Origin of the sequence: Citrobacter sp. Cb028, from assembly GCF_030336705.1 — a bacterium.
Classification (GTDB): domain Bacteria; phylum Pseudomonadota; class Gammaproteobacteria; order Enterobacterales; family Enterobacteriaceae; genus Citrobacter; species Citrobacter braakii.
The window spans coordinates 1411902-1438771 of sequence record NZ_JAOWCZ010000034.1 but is presented as its reverse complement, the minus strand read 5'-3'; the positions used below and the strand labels follow the sequence as shown (position 1 = coordinate 1438771).

Annotated in this window: 20 protein-coding genes and 1 pseudogene; 7 read left to right on the top strand and 14 right to left on the bottom strand. The window is 53.0% G+C overall.

The window, feature by feature from the left end:
• Window positions 1-43: 43 nt before the first annotated feature.
• The 6 genes from narI to OGV75_RS16535 all read right to left on the bottom strand — a co-directional run bounded on the left by narI (window position 44) and on the right by OGV75_RS16535 (window position 8987).
• Window positions 44-724: a respiratory nitrate reductase subunit gamma gene (gene narI / locus OGV75_RS16560; protein WP_003833047.1), complete on the bottom strand. Its 681-nt coding sequence runs from the start codon at window positions 722-724 to the stop codon at window positions 44-46.
• Window positions 721-1416, bottom strand: a complete 696-nt coding sequence (narW, locus tag OGV75_RS16555) for a nitrate reductase molybdenum cofactor assembly chaperone (protein WP_151222656.1) — start codon at window positions 1414-1416, stop codon at window positions 721-723. Before narW ends, narI begins: the two co-directional genes overlap by 4 nt.
• Window positions 1416-2960, bottom strand: coding sequence for a nitrate reductase subunit beta (narH, locus tag OGV75_RS16550; protein WP_286480912.1), 1545 nt, complete (start codon window positions 2958-2960; stop codon window positions 1416-1418). The genes narW and narH overlap by 1 nt, the downstream gene beginning before the upstream one ends.
• The gene (locus tag OGV75_RS16545; RefSeq protein ID WP_181627397.1) at window positions 2957-6697 is read right to left on the bottom strand and encodes a nitrate reductase subunit alpha; all 3741 of its coding nucleotides are present in this window, start codon (window positions 6695-6697) and stop codon (window positions 2957-2959) included. Before OGV75_RS16545 ends, narH begins: the two co-directional genes overlap by 4 nt.
• A 113-nt stretch (window positions 6698-6810) precedes the next feature.
• On the bottom strand, window positions 6811-8196 hold the full coding sequence (locus OGV75_RS16540) for a NarK family nitrate/nitrite MFS transporter (protein WP_047358146.1): 1386 nt from the start codon (window positions 8194-8196) through the stop codon (window positions 6811-6813).
• 212 nt (window positions 8197-8408) lie between these two features.
• Window positions 8409-8987: a TetR family transcriptional regulator gene (locus OGV75_RS16535; protein WP_016153113.1), complete on the bottom strand. Its 579-nt coding sequence runs from the start codon at window positions 8985-8987 to the stop codon at window positions 8409-8411.
• A 117-nt stretch (window positions 8988-9104) separates the two neighbouring features.
• Here OGV75_RS16535 and OGV75_RS16530 point away from each other — a divergent pair, with 117 nt between their 5' ends.
• Window positions 9105-10592 carry an MFS transporter gene (locus OGV75_RS16530; RefSeq protein ID WP_047417428.1) on the top strand — a complete coding sequence of 496 codons (1488 nt, stop codon included), beginning with the start codon at window positions 9105-9107 and terminating at the stop codon, window positions 10590-10592.
• Here OGV75_RS16530 and OGV75_RS16525 read toward each other — a convergent pair whose 3' ends face one another.
• The 3 genes from OGV75_RS16525 to yddG all read right to left on the bottom strand — a co-directional run bounded on the left by OGV75_RS16525 (window position 10593) and on the right by yddG (window position 13537).
• On the bottom strand, window positions 10593-11033 hold the full coding sequence (locus OGV75_RS16525) for a GFA family protein (protein WP_016153111.1): 441 nt from the start codon (window positions 11031-11033) through the stop codon (window positions 10593-10595). It abuts the gene before it with no gap.
• Window positions 11034-11116: 83 nt separating this feature from the next.
• Window positions 11117-12196 (bottom strand): porin OmpD, encoded by a 1080-nt coding sequence (gene ompD, locus OGV75_RS16520; RefSeq protein ID WP_095715978.1) that lies wholly within the window; start codon window positions 12194-12196, stop codon window positions 11117-11119.
• Between the two features lie 459 nt (window positions 12197-12655).
• Window positions 12656-13537 carry an aromatic amino acid efflux DMT transporter YddG gene (yddG, locus tag OGV75_RS16515; protein WP_016156546.1) on the bottom strand — a complete coding sequence of 294 codons (882 nt, stop codon included), beginning with the start codon at window positions 13535-13537 and terminating at the stop codon, window positions 12656-12658.
• Between the two features lie 287 nt (window positions 13538-13824).
• Between yddG and fdnG the strand changes: the two genes are divergently transcribed.
• From fdnG to OGV75_RS16490, 5 genes and pseudogenes are all read left to right on the top strand, one after another.
• Entirely contained in the window at window positions 13825-16872 is a 3048-nt protein-coding gene (gene fdnG, locus OGV75_RS16510; protein WP_286480910.1) for a formate dehydrogenase-N subunit alpha, read from the top strand.
• A 13-nt stretch (window positions 16873-16885) separates the two neighbouring features.
• Window positions 16886-17770: a formate dehydrogenase N subunit beta gene (fdnH, locus tag OGV75_RS16505; protein WP_016156544.1), complete on the top strand. Its 885-nt coding sequence runs from the start codon at window positions 16886-16888 to the stop codon at window positions 17768-17770.
• On the top strand, window positions 17763-18419 hold the full coding sequence (gene fdnI, locus OGV75_RS16500; RefSeq protein ID WP_016153106.1) for a formate dehydrogenase-N subunit gamma: 657 nt from the start codon (window positions 17763-17765) through the stop codon (window positions 18417-18419). The genes fdnH and fdnI overlap by 8 nt, the downstream gene beginning before the upstream one ends.
• 194 nt (window positions 18420-18613) lie before the next feature.
• Entirely contained in the window at window positions 18614-19072 is a 459-nt protein-coding gene (gene tnpA / locus OGV75_RS16495) for an IS200/IS605 family transposase (protein WP_286480909.1), read from the top strand.
• A 187-nt stretch (window positions 19073-19259) separates the two neighbouring features.
• Window positions 19260-19860, top strand: a pseudogene (locus OGV75_RS16490) (inorganic diphosphatase); the annotation flags it as partial.
• Between the two features lie 69 nt (window positions 19861-19929).
• On the opposite strand, the gene OGV75_RS16485 reads toward OGV75_RS16490, so the two are convergent.
• The 3 genes from OGV75_RS16485 to sra all read right to left on the bottom strand — a co-directional run bounded on the left by OGV75_RS16485 (window position 19930) and on the right by sra (window position 23972).
• Window positions 19930-21645: an ABC-F family ATP-binding cassette domain-containing protein gene (locus OGV75_RS16485; protein ID WP_286480908.1), complete on the bottom strand. Its 1716-nt coding sequence runs from the start codon at window positions 21643-21645 to the stop codon at window positions 19930-19932.
• 309 nt (window positions 21646-21954) lie between these two features.
• A complete protein-coding gene (gene maeA / locus OGV75_RS16480) occupies window positions 21955-23652 on the bottom strand; it encodes a malate dehydrogenase (protein ID WP_016153104.1) in 1698 nt (565 codons plus the stop codon).
• A gap of 179 nt (window positions 23653-23831) precedes the next feature.
• Window positions 23832-23972: a stationary-phase-induced ribosome-associated protein gene (gene sra, locus OGV75_RS16475; RefSeq protein ID WP_006684530.1), complete on the bottom strand. Its 141-nt coding sequence runs from the start codon at window positions 23970-23972 to the stop codon at window positions 23832-23834.
• 227 nt (window positions 23973-24199) lie between these two features.
• On the opposite strand from sra, the gene OGV75_RS16470 reads away from it, so the two are divergent.
• Complete coding sequence (locus OGV75_RS16470; RefSeq protein ID WP_019076792.1) at window positions 24200-24631, top strand: OsmC family protein; 432 nt, start codon at window positions 24200-24202, stop codon at window positions 24629-24631.
• Between the two features lie 47 nt (window positions 24632-24678).
• On the opposite strand, the gene OGV75_RS16465 is transcribed toward OGV75_RS16470, so the two are convergent.
• Window positions 24679-25449, bottom strand: a complete 771-nt coding sequence (locus OGV75_RS16465) for a 3-hydroxybutyrate dehydrogenase (RefSeq protein WP_049271553.1) — start codon at window positions 25447-25449, stop codon at window positions 24679-24681.
• Between the two features lie 11 nt (window positions 25450-25460).
• Window positions 25461-26855: a GntP family permease gene (locus tag OGV75_RS16460; RefSeq protein WP_196615732.1), complete on the bottom strand. Its 1395-nt coding sequence runs from the start codon at window positions 26853-26855 to the stop codon at window positions 25461-25463.
• Between the last annotated feature and the right edge of the window lie 15 nt (window positions 26856-26870).

Sequence of the window (26870 nt, the reverse complement as noted above, 5' to 3'; positions counted from 1 at the left end):
AGGCCGGATAAGGCGTGTCGTCACCCGACATTTCAATGCGAATTTATCGGCGTGAACGCACTATTTGATAGCGGCGGGTAAAGTACTCAAACGGCGCGCTCCACACGTGAACCAGGCGTGTGAACGGGAACAGCAGGAAGATAGTCATCCCCAGAACCAGATGCACACGGAAAATCAACGCCACGCCATCCAGATGTGCAGACGCGCCGCCCTGGAAGGTCACCACCGACTGCGCCCAACCTACCAGTTTCAGCATTTCACTGCCGTCGGGATGCTGCGCAGAGAATGGGATGGTGGTTAAGCCGAGGATACACTGAATCAGCAGAACGCAGAGGATCAGGATATCGGCAGTGGAGGAGGTTGCACGAATGCGCGGATTGGTCAAACGACGTACTAGCAAGCCAGCGCCACCGACCAGCGTCAGCACGCCACAGAGCCCACCGGCGATCATCGCCATCTGCTGCTTCACCGCAATCGGCAGGAACCAGGCATACATCCAGTGCGGGGTTAACATGCCAAACAAGTGCCCGAAAAAGATCCCCAGAATGCCGATGTGGAACAGGTTTGACCATAACACCATGCCGCGTTTGTCCAGCATCTGGCTGGAAGAGGCTCGCCAGGTGTATTGCCCGTAGTCATAGCGTAGCCAACTGCCGAGGATAAACACCGTGCCACACAGGTACGGGTAGATATCGTAAAAAAAGACGTTCAGGTACTGTATCATTTCGGGCCTCCCGCGCTGACGTCGACATACTGAGGTGCCACGTCCTGGCTAAAGCGTCGTTGATAGTTTTGTAACGGTGAACTGTCACAGGCGGTGGCGTTATCCTCGATAAACTTCACCTGTTCCTCTTCCCAGACGGCATCCAGCGCCTGTCGGGTATCGTCGCGGGTTTCCGTGCCAACCTGTTTAGTGACGCTGTCACTTGAAAGAGGGCTTCCGGCAAGCAGTAGCAGGGCGTCAAACAGTTGATACCACGGCGTATCACGCTGTTTCAAACGCCCCCCTAGCAGCGCCAGAATCGGTGCGACGTTCTGCAATCCTTCTTTGGCCTCCGCTTCCGACAACACGCTTAAGTACTCAAGATACAGCGGCAGATGATCCGGCAGTTCGCGGCAGTCGAGCTGCAGTCCGACCTTTTCGTACTGAGACAACAGATCAACCATCGCCTGGCCCCGATCGCGAGACTCGGCGTGCACGTGCTCAAACAGCAGCAGAGAGGTGGCCCGGCCCCGGTCAAATATCTCACACCATTCGGCTTGTTTATCCAGTAATGGCGCATTGAGCAGCCCCTGGCTAAATTCGGTAAGCATTGGGGCATCGCTGGCCACAAGCGCCAGCGCCTCGTCTTTACACTCCCACAGCAACTCGTCGGGATATTCCATCAGCAGGCCGATAACCTTCAGGATTTGCATTATTCACCCTCCGCTTTATCGCGCACTTCGGTGATGTCGATGGCGTCAATACGGCTGCTGTTAAACAGGTTGAATTTGGTATCTGAACCATGGCAGCCGTCGCCAAAGGTAAATCCGCAACCGTTTTTCTCCGGGAACGCATCACGCGCCATTTCACGGTGGCTGGTCGGGATCACGAAGCGGTCTTCATAGTTGGCGATGGCCAGATAGCGATACATCTCTTCAACCTGCTCAACGGTCAGACCCACTTCCTCAATCGCGCGGGTGTCCGTTACGCCTTCTACGGTTTGAGAACGCATATAATGGCGCATGGCCATCATTCGTTTTAGCGCCCGCAGTACCGGACCGGTATCGCCCGCGCTAAGCATGTTGGCAAGGTACTGAACCGGAATTCGCAGTGATTCAACCGCTGGCAGAATGTTGCCATTGTGCGGCAGTCCCCCCGCGTCAGCGACCGACTGAATCGGCGACAACGGCGGTACATACCAGACCATCGGCAGGGTGCGGTATTCCGGGTGCAGCGGCAGCGCCAGCTTCCAGTCCATCGCCATCTTGTAAACGGGCGAACGTTGGGCCGCTTCGATGACGTTGTGCGGAATACCTTGTTTTAACGCCTCTTCAATGACCGCCGGGTCGTGTGGATTGAGGAACACATCGCACTGACGCTCGTAGAGATCGGTCTCATGCTCGGTGCTGGCTGCTTCTTCGATGCGGTCGGCGTCATACAGCAATACGCCAAGATAGCGGATGCGTCCCACGCAGGTTTCCGAACATACCGTCGGCTGGCCGGACTCAATACGCGGGTAGCAGAAAATGCACTTTTCTGATTTACCGCTCTTCCAGTTAAAGTAGATTTTTTTGTACGGACAACCGCTGATGCACAAGCGCCAGCCACGACATTTATCCTGGTCGATCAACACGATGCCGTCTTCTTCACGCTTATAGATGGCACCGCTCGGACAGGTGGCGACACAGCTTGGGTTCAGGCAGTGTTCGCACAAGCGCGGTAAATACATCATGAAGGTGTTTTCGAATTGCCCGTACATCTCCTTTTGCATTTTCTCAAAGTTACGGTCGCGGGCACGTTTTGAGAACTCACCGCCGAGCAACTCTTCCCAGTTAGGGCCCCAGATAATCTTGTCCATCTGTTTGCCATCTATCAGCGAACGCGGACGTGCGGTGGGCTGATTCTTGCTTTCCGGCGCGCTATGCAGATGCTGATAATCGTAGGTGAAGGGTTCGTAATAATCATCGATTTGCGGGATCACCGGGTTAGCAAAAATTTTGGTGATAACGCCCATCTTGCCGCCCAGGCGCGGCCTTATCTTCCCGTTAACATCGCGAACCCAGCCGCCTTGCCACTCGTCCTGATCTTCCCAGTTTTTCGGATAGCCAATGCCTGGCTTGGTCTCAACGTTGTTAAACCACGCATATTCCATCCCTTCACGTCCGGTCCAGACGTTTTTACAGGTGACGGAGCAGGTGTGGCAGCCGATGCACTTATCCAGATTAAGAACCATGCCTACCTGTGAGCGTATTTTCATTTTTTCGCCTCCTGTACCTGATCGCGACCTTCATCATCCAGCCAGTTAATATTTTTCATTTTTCTAATCATGATGAACTCATCGCGGTTAGAGCCGACCGTGCCGTAATAGTTGAAGCTGTATGCCAGTTGCGCATAGCCGCCGATCATGTGCGTGGGTTTCGGGCAGACGCGGGTGACTGAGTTATGGATCCCGCCGCGCATACCGGTGACTTCCGAGCCAGGGATATTCATGATTCGCTCCTGAGCGTGATACATCATGGTCATTCCCGGCGGCACGCGCTGACTTACCACAGCCCGCGCGGTGAGCGCGCCGTTGGCGTTAAAGGCTTCAATCCAGTCGTTATCCTCAATGCCTAGCTCTTTAGCATCGGTCTCACTGATCCAGACAATGGGGCCGCCGCGCGACAGCGTCAGCATCAGCAGGTTTTCGCTGTAGGTAGAATGGATCCCCCATTTCTGATGCGGAGTCAGGAAGTTGAGCGCTTTTTCCGGGAAGCCGTTAGGTGGAACTTCGCGCATATTGCTGACGCTACGGGTATCGATAGGCGGACGATATGCCACCAGACTTTCACCAAAGGCTCGCATCCACGCGTGATCCTGGTACAACTGTTGGCGACCGGACAGGGTACGCCACGGGATCAGCTCGTGGACGTTGGTATAGCCTGCGTTATAGGAGACATGTTCACTTTCCAGCCCGGACCAGGTGGGGCTGGAGATGATTTTGCGCGGCTGCGCCTGAATATCGCGAAAACGGATTTTCTCGTCTTCTTTGTTCAACGCCAGATGCGTATGGTCGCGTCCGGTCATCGCTCCCAGCGCTTCCCAGGCTTTCACCGCCACCTGACCGTTCGTTTCCGGTGCCAGGGCGAGGATAACCTCAGACGCATCCAGCGCGGTGTCTATCAGTGGTCGGCCTTTCGCCGGGCCTTCGCGTTTGGTGTAGTTCAGCTTGCCGAGGAAATCGACCTCCGCCTGGGTATTCCACGTAATACCTTTCCCGCCGTTACCGAGCTTGTCCATTAGCGGACCGAGCGAAGTGAAGCGTTCGTAGGTGGCGGGATAGTCACGTTCCACGACGGCAATATTGGGCGCCGTTTTCCCCGGGAGGAGATCGCATTCGCCTTTACGCCAGTCCTGAATGTCAAACGGCTGCGCCAGCTCTGCCGGGGAGTCGTGTTGCAGCGGTTGCAATACCACATCCGTTTCTTGCCCAAGGTGCCCGACGCAAACCTCAGAGAAGACTTTGGCGATGCCTTTATAAATTTCCCAGTCGCTCTTCGATTCCCACGCAGGATCGACCGCCGCCGACAGCGGGTGAATAAACGGATGCATATCCGAGGTGTTCATATCGTCTTTTTCATACCAGGTGGCGGTCGGCAAAACGACATCGGAGAACAGGCAGGTACTCGACATACGGAAATCGAGCGTTACCAGCAGATCAAGCTTGCCCTCTATCGCCGCGGACTGCCATTCCACCTCTTCAGGTTTAATACCTTCGCTTGAACCGAGCGCTTCCCCCTGGATCCCGCTTTCGGTACCCAGCAGATACTTGAGCATGTATTCATGCCCTTTACCGGAGGAGCCGAGCAGGTTAGAGCGCCAGACGAAGAGATTACGCGGATGGTTGTTACCACTATCCGGCTGCTCGCAGGCAAAACGAATTTCACCCGATTTCAGCGCCTGTGCAGTGTATTGCGCAGGCGACACTCCCGCTTGTTCTGCCTTTGCTTTGACGGTCAGAGGGTTGAGGTTGAGCTGCGGCGCGGACGGCAGCCAGCCCATTCTTTCTGCACGTACGTTAAAGTCGATCAAATGTCCGCTAAACTTCGACGCATCAGCCAGCGGAGAGAGGAGTTCCTGAGCGGTGAGTTTTTCATAACGCCACTGGCTGGAGTGATTGTAGAAAAACGAGGTGCTGTTCATCTGACGCGGCGGGCGGTTCCAGTCCAGCGCAAAGGCCAGCGGCAACCAACCGGTTTGCGGACGCAGTTTCTCCTGACCCACATAGTGCGCCCAGCCGCCGCCGCTTTGTCCCACACAACCGCAGAACACGAGGATGTTAATCATTCCACGGTAGTTCATATCCATGTGATACCAGTGGTTGACGCCAGCCCCGAGGATAATCATCGAACGGCCATGCGTTTTGTGCGCCGTATCGGCAAACTCACGGGCGATTTGTTCGATATGACGACGAGGGACACCGGTAATTTGCTCTCCCCAGGCCGGGGTGTAGGCTTTCACTTCGCCGTAATCTTGCGCGCTATGAGCGTCATCCAGACCACGGTCGAGGCCGTAATTCGCCAGCACCAGATCATAGACGCTTACCACCGGGCAACGGCTGCCGTCGGCGAGGGTAAGATGTTTTACCGGCAGTTGACGAATCAGCACGGGTTCCTGTTTCACGCTGCGAAAATGTGGGTTTTCGTTGCCGCCGAAGTAGGGGAATGCCACGCCGGTCACTTCATCATGCTGACCAAGCAACGAGAGGGAAAGTTCTGTTTCAGCGCCAGCCGCCAGTGGCTCCAGGTTCCATTTACCTTTCTCGCCCCAGCGAAAACCGATAGACCCGTTCGGGACCACCAGTTCGCCAGCAGTGTTAAAGGCCACGGTTTTCCACTCCGGATTGTTACTTTCGCCCAGACCATCGACAAGGTCTGAGGCGCGCATCATGCGCCCTGGCACGTAGCTGCCATCTTCCCGGGCATCCAGCAAAACCAGCATCGGCATATCGGTATAGCGACGACAGTAATTGATGAAGTAATCGCTGGGATTGTCGAGGTGGAATTCTTTCAGAATGACGTGGCCCATCGCCATCGCCAACGCGCTGTCTGTCCCTTGCTTGGGGGCCAGCCACTGGTCGCACAGTTTGGCGACTTCCGAGTAATCCGGCGTAATGGCAATCGTCTTGGTGCCTTTGTAGCGTACTTCAGTAAAAAAGTGCGCATCCGGGGTACGGGTCTGCGGCACGTTTGACCCCCAGGCGATGATGTAGCTGGAGTTATACCAGTCGGCGGATTCTGGAACATCGGTCTGTTCGCCCCAGGTCATCGGTGATGCAGGCGGTAAGTCGCAGTACCAGTCATAGAAGCTCAGGCAGGTTCCGCCCAGTAGCGAAAGATAACGTGTGCCTGCGGCATAGGAGACCATCGACATAGCAGGGATCGGGGAGAAACCGGCCACGCGATCCGGCCCATAGGTTTTCACCGTCCAGACGTTGGCGGCAGCAATGAGCTGATTAAGCTCTTTCCAGTTGGAACGGATAAAACCACCGCGCCCGCGTACCTGCTTGTAGCTCTGGCATTTTTGCGGGTCGTTCATAATGGATTCCCAGGCCAGCACCGGATCGGGCTGGCGGGACAGGGCGTCGCGCCACAGTTCGATCAGACGTTTACGCACCAGGGGATATTTCAGACGGTTGGCGCTGTAAAGATACCAGGAGTAGCTGGCACCGCGCGGGCAGCCACGGGGTTCATGATTTGGCAGATCAGGGCGGGTACGCGGGTAGTCGGTTTGCTGCGTTTCCCAGGTCACCAGTCCGTTTTTGACGTAGATTTTCCAACTGCATGAGCCGGTACAGTTAACGCCGTGGGTAGAACGCACAATTTTGTCGAACTGCCAGCGCTGACGATAGCTGTCTTCCCAGTCCCGGTTGGTGTGCATCACTTGCCCGTGCCCATCGGCAAACGTATCGCCCTTTTGTTTAAAGTAGCGAAAGCGATCGAACAGTTTACTCATGACATAACTCCTGCTTTGAGAATATTGCCGACGGTGAATCGAACGGTAGGCCGGATGGCGGTTAACGCCTTATCCGGCCTATCGAACTGTCCAATCCTGCGGTATCCATTTTGTTATTTTTTTTGTGATTTACGGCCATAGACCAGCCAGGTCACCAGCACGCAGACGATGTAAAACACGAGGAATATTTTCATTGCGCCCACCGGAGAGCCGGTCAGCGCCAGCGATGAACCAAACGCTTTGGGGATGAAAAAGCCCCCCACAGCGCCAATAGCAGAGATGAATCCCAGCGCGGCAGCGGTATCGGTTACCGCCTCACGTTGGGCCTGTTCTTCAGTACCACCGTGCAGCTTCACCCGGTATATGGTGATTTTGCGAAAGATCACCGCGATCATCTGGAAGGTTGAGCCGCTTCCCAGACCCGCAGTCAGGAACAAGCCCATAAACACCAGGTAGAAGGCGACAAAGTTTCCTTCGCCTGACCCAGGCAGGGTGAGGAACAGCAGGGCGCTAAACAACGCCATAAAGATGAAGTTAATTAACGTGACGCGCACACCGCCGAATTTGTCAGAGATCACGCCGCCTGCCGATCGCGCAAGAGCGCCGATGAAGGGGCCGAAGAACGCCAGTTGCAGGATATTCACGTCCGGGAACTGAGTTTTCGCCAGCATGGCAAAGCCTGCCGAAAAGCCGATAAATGAACCGAAGGTGGCGAGATACAGCAGGCTTAATAACCACAGATGAAAACGCTTGAGGACCGGCAACTGGGAAGCAATTGAGGCCTTCGAACTGGCAATATCGTTCATTCCCATGCCTGCTGCTAAGGTGGCTATCAGCAGTAACGGAACCCAAATCCATGCGGCATTGGCCAGCGACAATAACGAGCCGTCGGCTTGCGGTACGCCCTGTACGCCCAAAAAGGTAAAGATAGGCAGAAAGATCACTAGCGGCGCGATCAACTGCATCACGCTGACGCCAAGGTTGCCGAGACCACCGTTAACGCCTAATGCGCTGCCTTGTTTAGCTTTGGGGAAGAAAAAGCTGATATTACCCATGCTGGAGGCAAAGTTTGCGCCAGCAAAACCACACATCAGCGCAATGATAATAAATACGCCAAACGGAGTAGCGTTATTTTGCACGGCAAAACCGAGCCAGACGCAGGGAATAACCAGAATAATCGTGCTAAAAATGGTCCACCGGCGCCCACCAAATATAGGTACCATAAAGGAGTAGGGAACGCGCAATATTGCGCCAGAAAGAGAAGGCAATGCCGTTAATAAAAACAGTTGGTCAGTGGTGAAATTAAAACCAATTTTATTCAGATTGACGGCCACGGCGCTAAACAACATCCAGACGCAGAACGCCAGCAACAGACAACTTACTGATATCCAGAGGTTTCTGCGTGCAATATGCTTACCTTTGTTTTCCCAAAAGGCGGGGTTCTCCGGTTTCCAGTCAGTTAAAAGATAACGATTATTTTTCTCATTTGATGCTGACATATTATTCTCCATGCCCATGCCGTTCATGAAAAAGAAATAAACGCATACAGCGCCGCGCGAGTTCTTTTTAGAAACTATTGAAAAGTTTTGGGAATATTGACTGAAAGAATAGATAAAAAAGCGCAATAACGCGGCGTGATGAGGGAATTACATGTTGCTTAAGTGTTACCAATTGTAAAAATAAAAGATGTATTATTAATTCATCTATAACATCAATTAACTAACTCTAACGTAATCATACGATCCAAATGGCGTTCGAATGCAGGGTCGGCCATTTCCTCAATGCCTAAGACATAGATGCCATCCAGGCCGCAAACCAATGCGATTAAGCGCCAGGCCACCTCGGCCGCATCCGGTATTGCTGAGAATTCACCTGCACTCTGTCCTTGAGTGATGATAGCGGCGGTTTCTTCATGCCACATCCGCATGGTTAGCAGGTAGGCGCTTTTGATTTCCGGATCTTTATCCGCCAGGACCTGCGCTTCGCGCCACAGTTTAATGTAGGGTTCGAACCCGCCATCTTCGCTGCCCAACATAGCATGCAGTCGTTCGCGGAAGCTGGCGTTATCACTGACCTGTTCGGCATCCAGAAGGGTCCGTATCAGTTGCACAAACGCGAGGGATTTTAACTCACCCGCAGAGGTAAAGTGATGGTGTACCTGCCCGGTGGACACCTGAGCTTCCGTGGCAATACGCCGCACCGTCATCGCAGTAAATCCTTCCTCAAGCGCGACACGCATGGCCGCTTGCAAAATGACTTCCCGACGTTCGTCCCGATTCAGATAGCTCATCTTTCCTCCTGTACCCGTATAGCACGCAGTCTAACAAAAAGTTGGACATACGTTCAAATTTCCGTAGGATCGCTAAAGCTGGACACGTGTCCAGTTTCAGTTTCGTTAGGGAGTTTTATGTTTCGTCAGTGGTTAACGTTAGTCATTATTGTACTGGTCTACATCCCTGTTGCGATTGATGCAACGGTGCTGCACGTTGCCGCGCCCACGCTGAGTATGACGCTGGGTGCCAGTGGTAACGAGCTGCTGTGGATCATTGATATTTATTCTCTGGTAATGGCCGGAATGGTATTGCCAATGGGCGCGCTGGGCGATCGTATCGGCTTTAAACGTTTGCTGCTGTTAGGGGGCGGATTATTTGGCCTCGCATCGCTGGCCGCTGCCTTTGCCCACAGCGCGGGTTGGCTGATTGCCACTCGGGCCGTATTGGCGATTGGGGCGGCGATGATTGTTCCGGCAACGCTTGCGGGTATTCGCGCCACATTCGCTGAGCAACGGCATCGCAATATGGCGCTCGGTGTCTGGGCGGCCGTGGGTTCCGGCGGTGCGGCATTTGGCCCACTGGTTGGTGGAATGCTGCTGGAGCACTTCTACTGGGGATCCGTGTTCTTAATTAATGTGCCGATTGTCCTGGTGGTAATGGCCTTAACCGCACGCTTAGTGCCGCGCCAGGCCGGACGTCGCGATCAGTCGTTAAATTTCGGTCATGCGGTAATGTTGATTGTCGCCATTCTGCTGCTGGTTTACAGCGCTAAAACCGCGCTGAAAGGGCATACGGCGACCGCTGCCATTGCGTTGACGCTGTTAACCGGCGCGTTACTGTTGTGGCAGTTTGTCCGCATCCAGCTTGCCGCTTCCCGCCCGATGATAGATATGCGGCTGTTCACGCATCGCATCATCTTAAGCGGCGTTGTGATGGCGATGACCGCGATGATAACTCTGGTGGGTTTCGAGTTACTGATGGCTCAGGAGCTACAGTTTGTTCATGGTTTAACACCGTATCAGGCGGGACTGTTTATGCTGCCGGTGATGCTGGCAAGCGGCTTCAGCGGCCCCATTGCAGGTATGCTGGTGTCACGCCTGGGATTACGTTGTGTGGCAACGGCGGGTATGGCGCTTAGCGCCGTCAGTTTTTACGGCCTGGCGATGACAGATTTCAGTACTCAGCAGATTCAAGCCTGGATATTAATGGCTTTGCTCGGTTTCAGCGCCGCCAGTGCGCTGCTGGCCTCAACGGCGGCTATCATGGCGGCAGCCCCGGCAGAAAAAGCCGCAGCCGCGGGCGCCATTGAGACAATGGCTTATGAACTGGGGGCCGGGCTTGGGATCGCTATCTTTGGTTTGTTGTTGAGCCGCAGCTTTTCAGCCTCGATTCTGCCGCCTGTCGGACTTAATCCACAGGAGATAGAACGAGCCTCATCGTCAATGGGTGAGGCGGTGCAACTGGCGCACTCGCTCCCGTCGTCGCTGAGTGAGGCGTTGCTGTCGGCTGCTAAAGAAGCCTTTACCTGGTCGCACAGCGTGGCCTTAAGCAGCGCCGGCAGCATGCTTATCGTATTAGCGGTAGGAATGTGGTTCAGTCTGGCAAAGGTACAGCGTCAATAACTAATGGGCTAAATGACAGGGGTAATCCATCTCTTCGACTTCTTTCCCACTCAGTCGAGCGTATTGCCCCGTCAGCCTCCAGAACGCAGGCTGTGTTTCCGTATAGATCTCTGCCGCTAAAACCAGGCGGCGGCGATCCACCTCATTCAGCTCCAGCAGCGTCCACGGCACAAAATAACGATCGCTACCCGTTAGGGTAAACCACAGCGGGCACCCGCAACCGGAACAGAAGAAACGTTCACCACGATTTGAAGAAGGGAAGTGCGAAGGTTCTGCTGAATCTGGCGACATCAGCGGCTGAGCGCTGGCTTCCAGATACATAGCGATGCCACCTGACCACTTCTGGCAGAGCGTACAATGACAGGCATAGACATCCAGCATTTCGACGTCGACGGTAAAATGACTCTGTCCGCAAAGACAACGACCAGTGAATGTCTGCACGGCATACTCCTTATGACCGAGTCTACATTAAGAGAAAAAGCCAGCCCTGGAAGGACTGGCTTTGTATTCAGACTACAACAAAATTAGAACTGGTAGTTCAGACCAACAGCAACGATGTTGTCAGTGCTTACACCGGCAGCTCTTGTGAAGTTGTTGGCATCCAGCAGGTTGATTTTGTAATCAACGAAGGTGGACATGTTTTTGTTGAAGTAGTAGGTCGCGCCCAGGTCTACGTATTCAACCAGATCCTGGTCGCCGAAGACTGCAATGTCTTTACCTTTGGATTTCAGGTAAGCAACGGACGGACGCAGACCGAAGTCGAACTGGTACTGAGCAACTGCTTCAAAGTTCTGTGCTTTCTCAGCGATACCAGCAACTTTAGAGCCATAGGTGGTCATGTTGCGAGTTTCGGAGTAGGTGGTTGCCAGGTAGATGTTGTTCGCATCATATTTCAGGCCAGCAGCCCATACTTCAGCGTTTGCGCCGTTAGCTTTGAAGATGCTGTTATGGTTGTTCTGCTCGTCGGTACGGTCAGATTTCGCATAGGTTGCACCTACGCCGAAGCCTTCGTACTCATAGGTAGTAGACAGACCAAAGCCGTCGCCGTTAGCTTCCTGAACGTCGTTACGGTCGTTTTTGCCCTGGTACTGAGCAGCAAAGTTCAGACCTTCAACCAGACCGAAGAAGTCGGTGTTACGGTAGGTTGCAACGCCAGTAGTACGACCAGTCATGAAGACGTCAGTCTGGGTCCAGGTATCGCCACCGAACTCTGGCAGAACGTCGGTCCATGCGCCGATGTCGTAAGCTACGCCGTAGTTACGACCGTAGTCGAAAGAACCGTATTCAGCGAATTTCAGGCCAGCGAATGCCAGACGGGTTTTATCTTTGTCGGAACCCTGATCTTCAGAACGGTTGCCTTTGAATTCATATTCCCACTGACCAAAACCAACCAGTTGGTCGTTGATCTGAGTTTCGCCTTTGAAGCCCAGACGCGCGTAAGTTTTGTCGCCATCGCTGCTGGTATCGTTAGAGAAGTAGTGCTGAGCGTGAACTTTACCGTACAGGTCCAGTTTGTTACCGTCTTTGTTATATACCTCAGCTGCGTTTACCGCACCTGCCGCCAACAGGCTAGTCACTGCCACTGCAACTAATTTAAGTTTCATTCTAAATAATCCTTATAATTATTTCTTGGTGTGTTTCCTAAACCATTGCTAAACGAAGGGGTTCGTCAATGGCAAACCATTTTTAAATGACGCAGTGGTATAAGTTCAATAATAAGTTTCATAATATTGCGAAATATTTGAAGTTGTGTGATCCAGATCTACATAATATAGCTGATTGTATTAATCTTAATATGTGACAGATCGGAATGGGTATATTTACATGGGGAACTATTGTGCAGGCTATGATTTAAATGGCGTTAGTTTCGCAGGTGTAATATATACATGTGAAGAGATATAGATGACCGAGTAATACTTTCGGGTGTTAATTAATTTCCATGCATTTAACATTTAATTAAACAAATATAAACATAAACCGCAGTGGAATGAACAATTATTATTCATTAAATTGTCTAAAGTATAGCCGGATTTTATTTGTTTGTGATAAAACCCGACTTTTTTTCAGGCACGGCGTGTTGCCAGCCAGCAAAGCAGAGACCCCGCGCAGACCATCAGCGCTCCTTGCCAGAAGGATAGTGACAGCGGGGCACTGAGCAACACTGCCGCCAGCGCAGAGGACAGCACTGGAGTAAAATAAGATCCGACGGCCATAACGGTCACGTTGCCATGCAAAATGCCAATATTCCACGCGGCATAGGCAAATCCTAACGTTAATGCTGCAGTGAACATTTTAATCGTCACCGAAGTGCTGAAAACCATTTCCGGTTGAGGCGTAATAAAATAGTAAACCCACAAACTTGCCGCCGTTAGTAAAACGAACACGGTGATGCCGTTAAAACCTTTTGCATATTTATTGGTCACCGTGCAATACGTTGCCCAGATAAAAGCGCCGAGAAAGGCGAGGAAATAGCTAAGCGGACTGCTGGCAACATTGCTGATAATTTCTCCAGGATTGAGGCCGTTTTCGCCCCCCAACACCCAACAAACCCCGGTCAATGCGATGATTAATCCGGGAATCACCAACCAGGTTGTTTTTTGGCCATTAAATAAGATGGCGAATAATATTGTCAGACTTGGCCAGAGATAATTGACCATACCGACTTCAATAGCCTGGTGACGAGTGGCGGCATAGCCCAGGGCCAGCGCTAAGCATATTTCATAGCTAACAAAAAGCACGCTACCGGCGATTAAATATCGCACAGGAATTTTTCTGATATTTGGGAATCCGACGGTAAATATCAGCAACAGGCCGCTTAATGTAAAAATCATCGCCGCGCCGCCTGCCGGCCCCAGTCCTTCGCTTACCCCACGAATAAGCCCGACCATCGTGCTCCAGAGCACGATGGCAATAAGCCCAATTAACGTTGCTTTTTGTTTTGTCATGCTGATTGTCTGTCCATGGTACTGGCAAAAATTAAGCTGAAATGTATAGCACCTTTACACCGTAGCGCGCTAATTAATTCCCTTTTGTCTACTCCCTTATGGGTACAAAGGTTAAGCGAAGTGCACTATTTAGTAGCGGAACCGTTTCGTTATTGATTTGACGCAAAAAAAATATGGATATAGCTGATAGTTTCGTCGCGAAGTTGTACATGTCATCTTTCAATCATGCCGCGCTGGCGCAATTTGAGAGATTTCCTGTACGAATCCCTGCAAAAAAGAGGAAAGCAATGGACGTCAGCCGCAGACAATTTTTTAAAATCTGCGCGGGCGGTATGGCGGGAACAACAGTAGCCGCTCTGGGTTTTGCACCCAAAATGGCACTGGCTCAGGCGCGAAACTATAAGCTGTTGCGCGCCAAAGAGATCCGAAACACCTGCACATACTGTTCCGTAGGTTGCGGGCTATTAATGTATAGCCTGGGAGATGGAGCAAAAAACGCCAAAGAGTCGATTTACCATATTGAAGGGGATCCGGATCATCCGGTGAGCCGTGGGGCATTATGCCCTAAGGGCGCAGGATTACTGGACTACGTGCACAGTGAAAACCGTCTGCGTTACCCGGAATATCGCGCTCCAGGCTCCGACAAATGGCAGCGTATCAGCTGGGATGAGGCTTTCACCCGTATCGCGAAGCTGATGAAAACTGACCGCGACGCCAACTTTATTGAGAAGAATGAGCAGGGCGTAACGGTAAACCGCTGGCTTTCTACCGGGATGCTGTGCGCATCTGCGGCAAGTAATGAAACCGGCATGCTGACGCAAAAATTTGTGCGCTCACTCGGCATGCTGGCAGTAGACAACCAGGCGCGCGTCTGACACGGACCAACGGTAGCAAGTCTTGCTCCAACATTTGGTCGCGGTGCGATGACCAACCACTGGGTTGATATTAAAAACGCCAACGTCGTGATGGTGATGGGCGGTAACGCCGCTGAAGCACATCCGGTGGGATTCCGCTGGGCGATGGAAGCTAAAAACAACAATGATGCCACGCTAATTGTTGTTGACCCCCGTTTTACACGTACAGCCTCGGTAGCGGATATTTACGCGCCAATTCGTTCCGGCACGGACATTACGTTCCTGTCCGGCGTCTTGCTGTATCTGATTGAAAACAAAAAAATCAACGCTGAATACGTTAAGCATTACACCAACGCCAGCCTGCTGGTGCGGGATGATTTTGCTTTTGAAGACGGCCTGTTCAGCGGTTACGACGCGAAAAAACGCCAATACGATAAATCGTCCTGGAACTACCAGTTCGATGAAAACGGCTACGCGAAACGCGATGAAACGTTAAGCCATCCTCGCTGTGTCTGGAATCTGCTAAAACAGCACGTTTCCCGCTACACGCCGGATGTGGTGGAAAACATCTGCGGTACGCCACAAGAAGACTTCCTGAAAGTTTGCGAAGTGCTGGCTTCCACCAGCGCAGCGGATCGCACCACCACGTTCCTGTATGCGCTGGGCTGGACACAGCATACCGTCGGGGCGCAGAACATCCGTACCATGGCGATGATCCAGTTGCTGCTCGGCAACATGGGGATGGCAGGTGGCGGGGTCAACGCTTTACGCGGTCACTCCAACATTCAGGGTTTAACCGACTTAGGGCTGCTATCTACCAGTCTGCCAGGCTACCTGACGCTGCCGTCAGAGAAACAGGCCGATCTGCAAACCTATCTGGCTGCTAACACGCCAAAAGCGACGTTGGCCGATCAGGTGAACTACTGGGGCAACTACCCGAAATTCTTCGTCAGCCTGATGAAATCTTTCTACGGCAATGCGGCGCAGAAAGAAAACGACTGGGGCTTTGAGTGGCTGCCGAAGTGGGATCAGTCCTACGACGTCATCAAATACTTCAACATGATGGATAGCGGGAAAGTCACCGGCTACATCTGTCAGGGCTTTAACCCGGTCGCGTCCTTCCCGGACAAAAACAAAGTGGTGCAGTGCCTGAGCAAACTGAAGTATCTGGTGATTATCGATCCGCTGGTGACCGAAACCTCTACGTTCTGGCAGAACCACGGTGAATCAAACGACGTTGATCCGGCTTCTATTCAGACCGAAGTCTTCCGTTTGCCATCCACCTGCTTTGCGGAAGAGGACGGCTCCATCGCCAACTCCGGTCGCTGGCTGCAGTGGCACTGGAAAGGTCAGGATGCCCCGGGTGAAGCCCGCAACGACGGCGAAATTCTGGCCGGTATTTATCACCGTCTGCGCGACATGTATCGCACTGAAGGCGGTAAAGCCGTAGAACCCGTGCTGAAAATGAGCTGGAACTATAAGCAGCCGGACGAACCGCACTCCGAGGAAGTGGCAAAAGAGAACAACGGCTATGCGCTGGAAGATCTCTATGATGCCAACGGTGTGCTGGTTGCGAAGAAAGGCCAGTTACTCAGCAGCTTTGCGCTTCTGCGCGATGATGGGTCTACGTCATCGTCCTGCTGGATTTATACCGGTAGCTGGACCGAGCAGGGCAACCAGATGGCCAATCGCGATAACGCCGACCCGTCAGGTCTCGGTAATACGCTGGGCTGGGCCTGGGCATGGCCGTTAAACCGTCGCGTGTTGTATAACCGCGCTTCGGCGGACCCGCAAGGTAAGCCATGGGATCCAAAACGCATGCTGATCCAGTGGAACGGCACGAAGTGGACGGGGAACGATATCCCGGACTTCAACACCGCAGCACCGGGCAGTGGCACCAATCCGTTTATTATGCAGCCGGAAGGGCTGGGTCGTCTGTTCGCTATCGATAAGATGGCGGAAGGTCCGTTCCCGGAACACTACGAGCCGATGGAAACGCCGCTGGGTACGAACCCGCTGCATCCGAACGTGATCTCCAACCCGGCAGCGCGTCTGTACGAAGCGGATAAGTTACGCATGGGCACGAAACAGGACTTCCCGTACGTCGGGACGACCTATCGTCTGACCGAACATTTCCATACCTGGACCAAGCACGCATTGCTGAATGCGATTGCCCAGCCAGAGCAGTTTGTGGAAATCAGCGAAACGCTGGCGGCAGCGAAGGGGATCTCCAACGGTGATCACGTCAAAGTTAGCAGCAAGCGTGGATTTATTCGCGCAGTTGCCGTGGTTACCCGTCGTCTGCGTACTCTGCACGTCAACGGTCAGCAGGTTGAAACGGTTGGGATCCCGATCCACTGGGGCTTTGAAGGAGTCGCGCGTAAAGGCTATATCGCCAACACCCTGACGCCGAATGTCGGTGATGCAAACTCGCAAACGCCGGAATACAAAGCGTTTTTAGTTAACATCGAGAAGGCGTAAGGGAGGCGAACATATGTCTATGGAAACGCAGGACATCATCAAACGGTCCGCAACAAACGCCATCACGCCGCCGCCTCAGGCCCGTGATTACAAAGCTGAGGTCGCAAAGCTGATCGACGTTTCCACCTGTATAGGCTGTAAGGCCTGTCAGGTGGCATGCTCAGAGTGGAATGATATCCGCGATGAAGTCGGCCACTGCGTCGGGGTGTATGACAACCCTGCCGATCTTAGCGCCAAGTCCTGGACGGTGATGCGGTTTACCGAAACCGAACAGAACGGCAAACTCGAGTGGTTGATTCGTAAAGACGGCTGTATGCACTGTGAAGATCCGGGCTGCCTGAAGGCATGCCCGTCTGCCGGGGCTATCATCCAGTACGCCAACGGGATTGTTGATTTTCAGTCAGAGCACTGCATTGGCTGCGGCTACTGTATTGCCGGGTGTCCATTTAATATTCCGCGCCTCAATAAAGAGGATAACCGCGTATATAAATGTACGCTTTGTGTGGACCGCGTCAGCGTCGGGCAGGAACCTGCCTGCGTGAAGACCTGTCCGACCGGGGCAATCCATTTCGGCACCAAGCAGGAAATGCTGGAAATGGGCGAACAGCGTGTGGCAAAACTGAAAGCACGCGGTTATGAACATGCCGGTGTCTACAACCCGGAAGGTGTGGGTGGCACGCACGTGATGTACGTTCTGCATCATGCCAACCAGCCGGAGCTGTATCACGGCCTGCCGAAAGAACCGCAGATCGATACCTCTATCAATCTGTGGAAAGGGGCGCTGAAACCGCTGGCCGCTGCCGGATTTATCGCCACCTTCGCCGGACTGATTTACCACTACATTGGTATCGGTCCGAATAAGGAAGTGGACGACGACGAGGAGGATCATCATGAGTAAGTCGAAAATGATTGTGCGCACGAAGTTTATCGACCGCGCCTGTCACTGGACGGTGGTGATCTGCTTCTTCCTGGTGGCGTTGTCGGGGATTTCGTTTTTCTTCCCGACTCTGCAATGGCTGACGCAGACCTTCGGTACGCCGCAGATGGGGCGCATTTTGCACCCGTTCTTCGGACTGCTGATCTTTGTGGCGCTGATGTTCATGTTTGTACGCTTTGTTCACCACAACATCCCGGATAAAAAAGATATCCCGTGGCTGAAAAACATTGTGGAAGTGCTGAAAGGCAATGAACACAAAGTGGCGGACGTGGGTAAATACAATGCCGGGCAGAAAATGATGTTCTGGTCGATCATGAGCATGATTTTCGTGCTGCTGATCACCGGCATCATTATCTGGCGTCCGTACTTTGCGCAGTTCTTCCCGATGCAGGTCGTGCGCTATAGCCTGCTTATCCATGCGGCTGCGGGGATTATCCTGATGCACGCCATCCTCATCCACATGTATATGGCATTCTGGGTGAAAGGATCGATTAAAGGCATGGTTGAAGGGAAAGTGAGCCGTCGCTGGGCGAAGAAACATCACCCACGCTGGTATCGCGAAGTTGAACGACAAGAAGCGAAAAAAGAGAGCGAGGAAGGGGTTAACTAACTCCTGACGTGCCCTGATCGTAATGGCGCTACACCTGTAGCGCCATTTTTTGTGCACAGAAAACCCCCAGCTAGGCTGGGGGTTCCGGAAAGCTTTCAGCTTTGGGCCAGTTATTAAAACCCCTTTTGATTTGTTAAAACACATTGCGGTCTGGCAACTGCAAATGTTTAACAAGAAATCAAAAGGGGGTCCCAATGGGGGACGAAAAGAGCTTAGCGCACACCCGATGGAACTGTAAATATCACATAGTTTTTGCGCCCAAATACCGAAGACAAGCATTCTACGGGGAGAAACGCAGGGCGATAGGCAGCATCTTAAGAAAGCTGTGTGAGTGGAAAAACGTGCGGATCCTGGAAGCGGAATGCTGTGCGGATCATATCCATATGCTTGTGGAAATCCCACCCAAAATAAGCGTATCCGGCTTTATGGGGTATCTGAAAGGGAAAAGCAGTCTGATGCTGTATGAACAGTTTGGGGATATGAAATTCAAGTACAGGAATAGAGAGTTCTGGTGCCGGGGATACTACGTAGATAAGGTGGGTAAGAACACGGTGAAGATACAGGAATACATAAAGCACCAGCTTGCAGAAGATAAAATGGGTGAGCAGTTATCGATCCCTTATGCGGGTAGCCCGTTTACGGGCCGTAAGTAACGAAGTCTGATGCAAATGTCAGATCGTATGCGCCTGTTAGGGCGCGGCTGGTAACAGAGCCTTATAGGCGCATCCGAAAAACCTCCGGCTATGCCGGAGGATATTTATTTGCCAAAAAAACGTCATGTTTCTGTCATCTGCTGAACGTAAGGTATTGTCTTTCCAATAATAGAAGAGTTAAAAGACAATGCATCTGGTGAAAAAATTACTCGCAGTCAGCGCGTTTCTTTGTGCGTCCGCTCAGGCGCAGAACATCCTCGAATTTCCTCAGCCGGAAAATAACCCGGAAGAGTTTTATGCCGTAACCGAAATCCCGGCAGGTGGAATGATTAAATATGAAACCGACGCCAAAACCGGTTTTATCGTGGCCGATCGCTTCCAGTCAATGCCGGTTGCCTATCCCGCCAACTACGGTTCACTAACCCAGTCTTTAGCCGGTGACGGCGATCCGCTGGATGTTATCTTTTATACCCGCGCGCCGCTGGCCCCGGGAACGTTGATTAAGCTGCGGGCTATAGGCGTACTGAAGATGATCGACGGCGGTGAAAAGGACGATAAAATTGTCGCCGTTCCGGCCAGCAAAATTGACCCCACTTATGACAACATCAAAGAGTTAAGCGACCTGCCCAAGATTGAAGTTCAACGTCTGGAATCTTTCTTCCGCGTATACAAAGATCTGCCGGAAGGGCGCAAGAAGGTCGAATTAAACGGTTTCAATGACGCCGCTACGGCAAAGCAAGAGATCAAGCAGGCCTGGGATGCCTGGAAAGAGAAAAAACCGCAATAACAAAAGATAAGCCGGATGACGGGCCTACACGCGCATTTTGCTGATGTAGGCTGCCATCCGGCAATACGGTTTACTCCAGTTGTGAGTTCAGGCGCTCAATCTCCTCACGCCATTGCGCCTGTAACAGCGGCTTTTGATGTTTCGGCTTGCGGGCAAGATCGTCAGCCAGACGCTGCTCCAGCTCAAGAAGTTGTTCCAGCAATCCATCGCTGTCACCGCTTATTTCGGCTCTAGCATCGACCACCGTTTTGGGAACGGTTATCTCCGAGGATGTTTCCCGAATACGCGCATTGACCGCGTCCAGATCGTGCCATTCACTGAGTTCGCCCTTGTCAATCAGCCAAAACCGGTTACAGCTTTGGCTGATAAGCTGACGGTCGTGACTGACCAACAACACGCCGCCGTTATAGCTTTGCAGCGTTTCTGCTAACGCCTCTTTACCTTCCAGATCCAGATGGTTGGTCGGTTCATCGAGCATCAGCAGGCTGTAGCGCGCAAGCGTTAGCCCAACAAACAGCAGCCGGGAGCGCTCACCGCCGCTTAGGGAACTGATCCGCTGCGCGTGACGAACCCACGGAAAACCCGCGCTAATCAGCGCCATTTTGCGGATATCAGGCTGCGGAGCAAACGGCTCCAGCGCGTCAAATAACGAATCGTTATCTGCGAGTTGGTGCAGCGTCTGGTCGTAATACCCCAACGTAACGCGCGGGTGCAACACCAGTGAAGGTGATGCCAGTTGTGAGTGAAACTGTTGCCAGATAAGCCTTAACAACGATGATTTCCCACAACCGTTGCGCCCGACAATCGCCACGCGATCGCCGCTTTTTAACCGGAGACCGGCAATGGAAAACAGCGTATCAGCGTCGGGAGCAGGGGCCACGGACAGATTAGTCATCTCCAGCAAACGATCCGCACGCAGGGCATCTCCCTGCAATGTTAGTGTCCACTGACTTCCTGACGTCACTTCAGTCTGTACCTCTTTCAGGCGCTGTACCTGTTTTTCCATCTGCTTGGCCTTGCGGGAAAGATCTTCGTTGTCGTAGACCCGCCCCCAGGTAGCCAGCCGTTTGGCGCTGGCGGTCACCCGGTCTATCTCCTTTTGCTCAGCCTTATGGCGCAGAGCATCGCTGGTGTCTCTTTCTGCCAGAGCCTGACGCGCCGCGCTACAGGGCAGATCGAAGGCATGAAGAGTTCGATCGCGCAGGATCCAGGTTCCGTGAGTCACCGCGTCTAACAGCTGCGGGTCGTGGGAAACCACCACAAAACTGCCAGACCAGTTTTGTAAGAACTGTTCCAGCCACAGTAATGTTGGCAGATCCAGGTGGTTACCCGGCTCATCCAGCAGCAGCAGGTCAGGGTTTCGCATCAGCGCCCGCGCCAATAACAGACGCGTGTGTTGGCCGCCGCTCAGCGTGTGTGCTGTCAGAGATAAATTCTCCGGCGTGAACCCCATTTCGGCGAGCAGTGCTTCAACTCGCCACTGCTGACCTGCGCGTTCATGCTCGGGCAGTTGAGCCAGAACGGCTTCCTGCAGCGTGAGCGGCAGTATTTCGTCAGGCAGATGTTGTTCTACACGGGCGAGATGGCAGTGATTTGCCTGCGCGATAACCCCACTGGTCGGCGAAATTGTGGCATCGAGCAGTTTTAACAGCGTGCTTTTGCCGCAGCCGTTGTAGCCGATAAGCCCGATGCGGTCGCCTTTTTTCAGGGTAAAGGAAAGATCGTCGAATAGCGTGCCGAATGCCGTATCAACGTGTAAGGATTGTGCGGTTAGTAATGTGCTCATTGTTGCTTACTCAAGAGTTACAGGCGTAAAAACGCCTCGTCAAACATCGCTGACGATAACCCGGTAAGCCCGAGAGAAGGGGATTTAGAAGTTAGCTTCGCTCAAGCAGAAGTTATCGCAGCACGATACCGATAACGCTTGAGCACTGGCGATCGCCAAAAGCATGTGAAACGATAAAACGTTCACAGTACAGCATAAGTATCCTCCTTATTATTTTCCAAATGTTAATCGATGGTGAAAGTGTAATCGTAAGTCACGCAGTCGCGCAAGTTCTGAGCGCCCGGCAGCAGAGTGCCGCCGGGCAAACCGTCAGATAGAGGTACGACGGTAGTCGCGGTATTCTGCCTGCCAGAAATTATCGTCAATCGCCTGTTGCAGCGCTTCGGCGGAGGTTTTCACCGCCACGCCTTGCTGCTGGGCCATTTTACCGACGGCAAACGCGATGGCGCGGGAAACGGTCTGAATATCTTTCAGCTCAGGTAACACCAGTCCTTCGCCGTTGAGCACCAGCGGTGAATACTGCGCCAGCGTTTCACTGGCCGACATCAGCATTTCATCGGTGATACGCGATGCGCCAGAAGCAATGACCCCCAGACCAATACCCGGGAAGATATAGGCGTTGTTACATTGGGCAATGGGATAGATTTTCTCTTTCCACAGTACCGGTGCAAACGGGCTACCGGTCGCAACCAGCGCGTTACCCTCGGTCCAGGCGATAATATCCTGTGGCGTGGCTTCTACGCGGGAAGTCGGGTTAGACAGCGGCATGACGATCGGACGCGGGCAATGCTTATGCATTTCGCGAATGATCTCTTCGGTAAACAGGCCAGTCTGTCCGGAAACACCAATCAGGATGTCCGGCTTAACGTTGCGTACCACATCGAGTAACGACAGCACATCTTCTTGCGTATCCCAGTGCTGCAGATTTTCGCGTTTTTGCACCAGTTTGGTCTGGAAAGAGAGCAGGTTCGGCATCTTATCGGTTAACAGGCCGAAGCGATCGACCATAAACACGCGTTGACGCGCCGCTTCTTCGCTTAAACCTTCACGCTGGATTTGCGCGATGATCTGCTCGGCAATTCCGCAACCGGCGGAACCTGCCCCGAGGAAGACAATGTTCTGTTCGCTTAACTGGCTACCGGCAGCACGGCTGGCCGCAATCAGCGTGCCAACGGTTACCGCAGCGGTACCCTGAATATCGTCGTTAAACGAGCAAATTTCATCGCGATAGCGGGTCAACAGCGGCATGGCGTTTTTCTGTGCGAAGTCTTCAAACTGCAACAGCACGTCCGGCCAGCGATGCTTCACGGCCTGGATGAATTCATCGACAAATTCGTAGTATTCATCATCGGTGATACGCGGATTACGCCAGCCCATATACAGCGGATCGTTGAGCAGTTGCTGGTTGTTGGTTCCGACGTCCAGTACCACCGGCAGGGTGTAGGCCGGGCTGATCCCACCACACGCGGTATACAGCGACAGTTTACCGATTGGAATACCCATCCCGCCGATCCCCTGATCGCCAAGACCCAAAATACGTTCCCCATCGGTGACAACGATGACCTTGATATTGTGGTTAGGAACGTTTTGCAGGATATCGTCCATATTGTGGCGGTTCTGATAAGAGATAAACACGCCGCGCGCGCGACGATAAATCTCGGAGAAACGCTCACAGGCCGCGCCGACCGTTGGGGTATAGATAACTGGCATCATCTCATCAAGGTGATTATGCACTAGCCGGTAAAACAGGGTTTCGTTGGTGTCCTGGATGTTGCGCAGGTAAATATGTTTATCGATTTCGGTTTTGAATCCCTGATATTGGATCCAGGCGCGTTCAGCCTGTTCTTCAATCGTCTCGACCACTTCCGGCAGTAACCCCAGCAGGTTGAAGTTACGGCGTTCTTCCGCACTGAAAGCACTCCCTTTATTCAGTAAAGGGAATTCCAGCAGAACCGGGCCAGCGTAGGGGATGTAAAGGGAACGCAGTTTTTTAGTTTCGTTTTCCATGTCACTCACTCTTTTTTGAATAACCGTCCCTGGCACTCTTTATGATCGTATGTGGCCTGTCCGCCAGGGAAACGGCCGAAGTATAAAGCATTGTGAATGGGTTAAGGGGTTTTATAAGCAAAAACACCACTGCGGTTGCAATGGTGTTTATCTCGTTATTCAGTCAGACGTGCGAAAGGCTATTTGCCGTCAGCGCGGCGCTTTCTTCCGGTAGGATTATTGACCACGTTGGTTTTGTCACCTTCGGTCACGACTTTGCGTTGGTTTGAGATTTTGTGGTCCAGTCCGAGAATATGACGGGCCTGACGGTTCGATTTCATTCTAACTCCTTAATCCTGTTACTGGTTTCAAGGGCGAGTCCGTATGAGAACGGACGAAATACAACCTGATAGAAAGCCGATGTTAAAAATAGCGGCTTTCTGGATGGTCGGTCATTTCAGCTGAAAGGTCAATGCTTAAGCGGCAAATGAGAACTATCCCGTATGTGCCATGCTTTTTCTCAGCCGTCCTATACTTGTAACTCCAACGACAACACAGGAGAGCGGTAATGACTATCCATAAGAAAGGTCAGGCACACTGGGAAGGCGATATTAAGCGCGGTAAAGGTACCGTGTCGACCGAAAGTGGGGTGTTGAATCAGCAACCGTATGGGTTTAATACCCGATTTGAAGGGGCGAAAGGCACCAATCCTGAAGAGTTGATTGGCGCGGCGCATGCAGCCTGCTTCTCAATGGCGCTTTCGCTCATGCTGGGCGAAGCGGGTTTTACCCCAGATGCCATTGATACCACTGCCGATGTTTCTCTGGATAAAGTGGATGCCGGATTTGCTATCACCAAAGTCGCGCTACACAGTCAGGTGAGCGTCCCGGGGATAGATGCCGCCACGTTTGACGGCATCATCCAGAAAGCAAAAGCCGGCTGCCCGGTATCACAGGTACTGAACGCGGAAATCACGCTGGATTATCAGTTAAAATCGTAAAGATGGTGTGCCGGATGCGACGGGGTCTTATCCGGCACCAGATATCTTTATTGTGCCACCCAGCCGCCATCCATATTCCACGCCACACCACGCACCTGCGACGCCCCGTCTGAGCACAAAAATAGCGCAAGCTCACCCAACTGTTGCGGCGTGACGAATTCGCGCGACGGCTGTTTTTCCGCCAGCAGGGCGTCACGCGCGGCGTCAGGCTCAGCGCCTTCGGCAATACGTTTATCGATTTGCTGCTGGACCAACGGCGTAAGCACCCAACCGGGGCACAGCGCATTGCAGGTGATACCCGTCTGCGCGGTCTCCAGCGCAATGGTTTTGGTTAATCCCACCACGCCGTGCTTCGCCGCCACATAGGCGGATTTCTCTTTTGAAGCCACCAGGCCATGAACAGAAGCGATATTGATGATGCGTCCCCAGTTACGCGCACGCATGCCGGGAAGCGCCAGGCGCGTGGTATGAAAGACAGAAGAGAGGTTAATGGCGATAATCGCGTTCCATTTATCAACCGGGAAGGTCTCCACCGGTGAAACATGCTGGATCCCGGCATTGTTGACCAGAATATCCACCCCGCCAAATTCGCTATCGGCATAGCGCATCATGTCGGCAATTTGCGCTTCATCGCTCAGGTCCGCGCCATGATAGCCTGGCGTTTTGCCATACTGCGCAATGGCATCTTTGGCGGCTTCCACATCACCAAATCCGTTAAGGATCAGGGTAGCGCCCGCTTGCGCCAGCACCTGTGCGATGCCTAATCCAATGCCGCTGGTAGAGCCGGTAACCAGAGCGGTTTTTCCCGTTAAGTTCATGATGATTCTCCTTAAACAATTCCGGTGGTGTAGAAGACGCCGATAACAAACAGCACGGCCAGACTTTTAATTACGGTAATGGCGAATATCCCGCCGTACGCCTGACGATGGCTAAGACCGGTTATGGCCAGCAGGGTAATGACCGCACCGTTATGTGGCAGGGTATCCATACCACCACTGGCCATTGACGCCACGCGGTGGAAGACCTCGAGGGGAATATTGGCGGCATGGGCGGCGGCAATAAAAGTGTCAGACATGGCGGCGAGGGCAATACTCATCCCGCCAGACGCTGAACCGGTGATCCCGGCAAGCGTAGTGATACTGATAGCCTCATTGAGCAGCGGGTCGGGAATGGCCGCCAGCGCTTTTGACAGCACGAGGAAACCTGGCAGGGCGGCGATCACTGCGCCAAAACCGTATTCTGATGCGGTGTTCATGGCCGCGAGGATCGCGCCGCCAACCGCCGTTCGGCTCCCTTCCGCCAGGCGACCTTTAATGTTGCGATAGCCGAAGAGCACCACCAGCAGGATCCCAGAAATCAGCGCCGCTTCTACCGCCCAGATAGCGGTGATTTTACCGACTTCGGTGGTAATCGGTTTGGCAAGGCCCGGAAGTTCCAGTTGATGCGTAGCGCCATACCATTGCGGGATCCAGTGGGTAAATAGTAGGTTAAAAACGCCAACCAGGATCAGCGGAGAGATAGCAATTATCGGGTTCGGCAGGTTAATGTTATCCGGCGTTTCCGGCTCGTTTAACAGTTCAGTGCCGTACCCTTCATTCTTTGCCTGCGCTTTACGACGCTGGCGCTCGAGATAAACCAGACCGACAACGATGATAAACAGAGAGCCGATCAAACCCAGCCAGGGCGCGGCCCAGGCATTAGTTCCAAAGAAGCTGGTCGGAATAATGTTCTGGATCTGCGGCGTGCCTGGCAGAGCGTCCATGGTGAAGGAAAACGCGCCCAGCGCAACGGTGGCTGGGATCAGGCGCTTCGGAATATTACTCTGACGGAACAGCTCCGCCGCAAACGGATACACCGCAAATGCCACCACGAACAACGATACGCCGCCGTAGGTCAACAGTGCACACACCAGCACAATCACAGGGATGGCGTGACGACGCCCGAGAATGTTGATGGCGGCGGCAACGATGGAGCGAGAAAAACCCGATAACTCGATTAACTTGCCAAACACAGCGCCCAGTAAGAACACCGGGAAGTAAAGCTTCACAAAACCGACCATTTTTTCCATAAACAGGCCGGTGAAGGCAGGGCCGACGGCGCTGGGTTCGGTGAGCAATACAGCACCTAATGCCGCGATGGGGGCAAACAGGATGACGCTATATCCGCGATAGGCTGCCAGCATCAGCAGGCCCAACGCTGCCAGGGCGATTAATACACTCATCATGACTCCTCAATATCA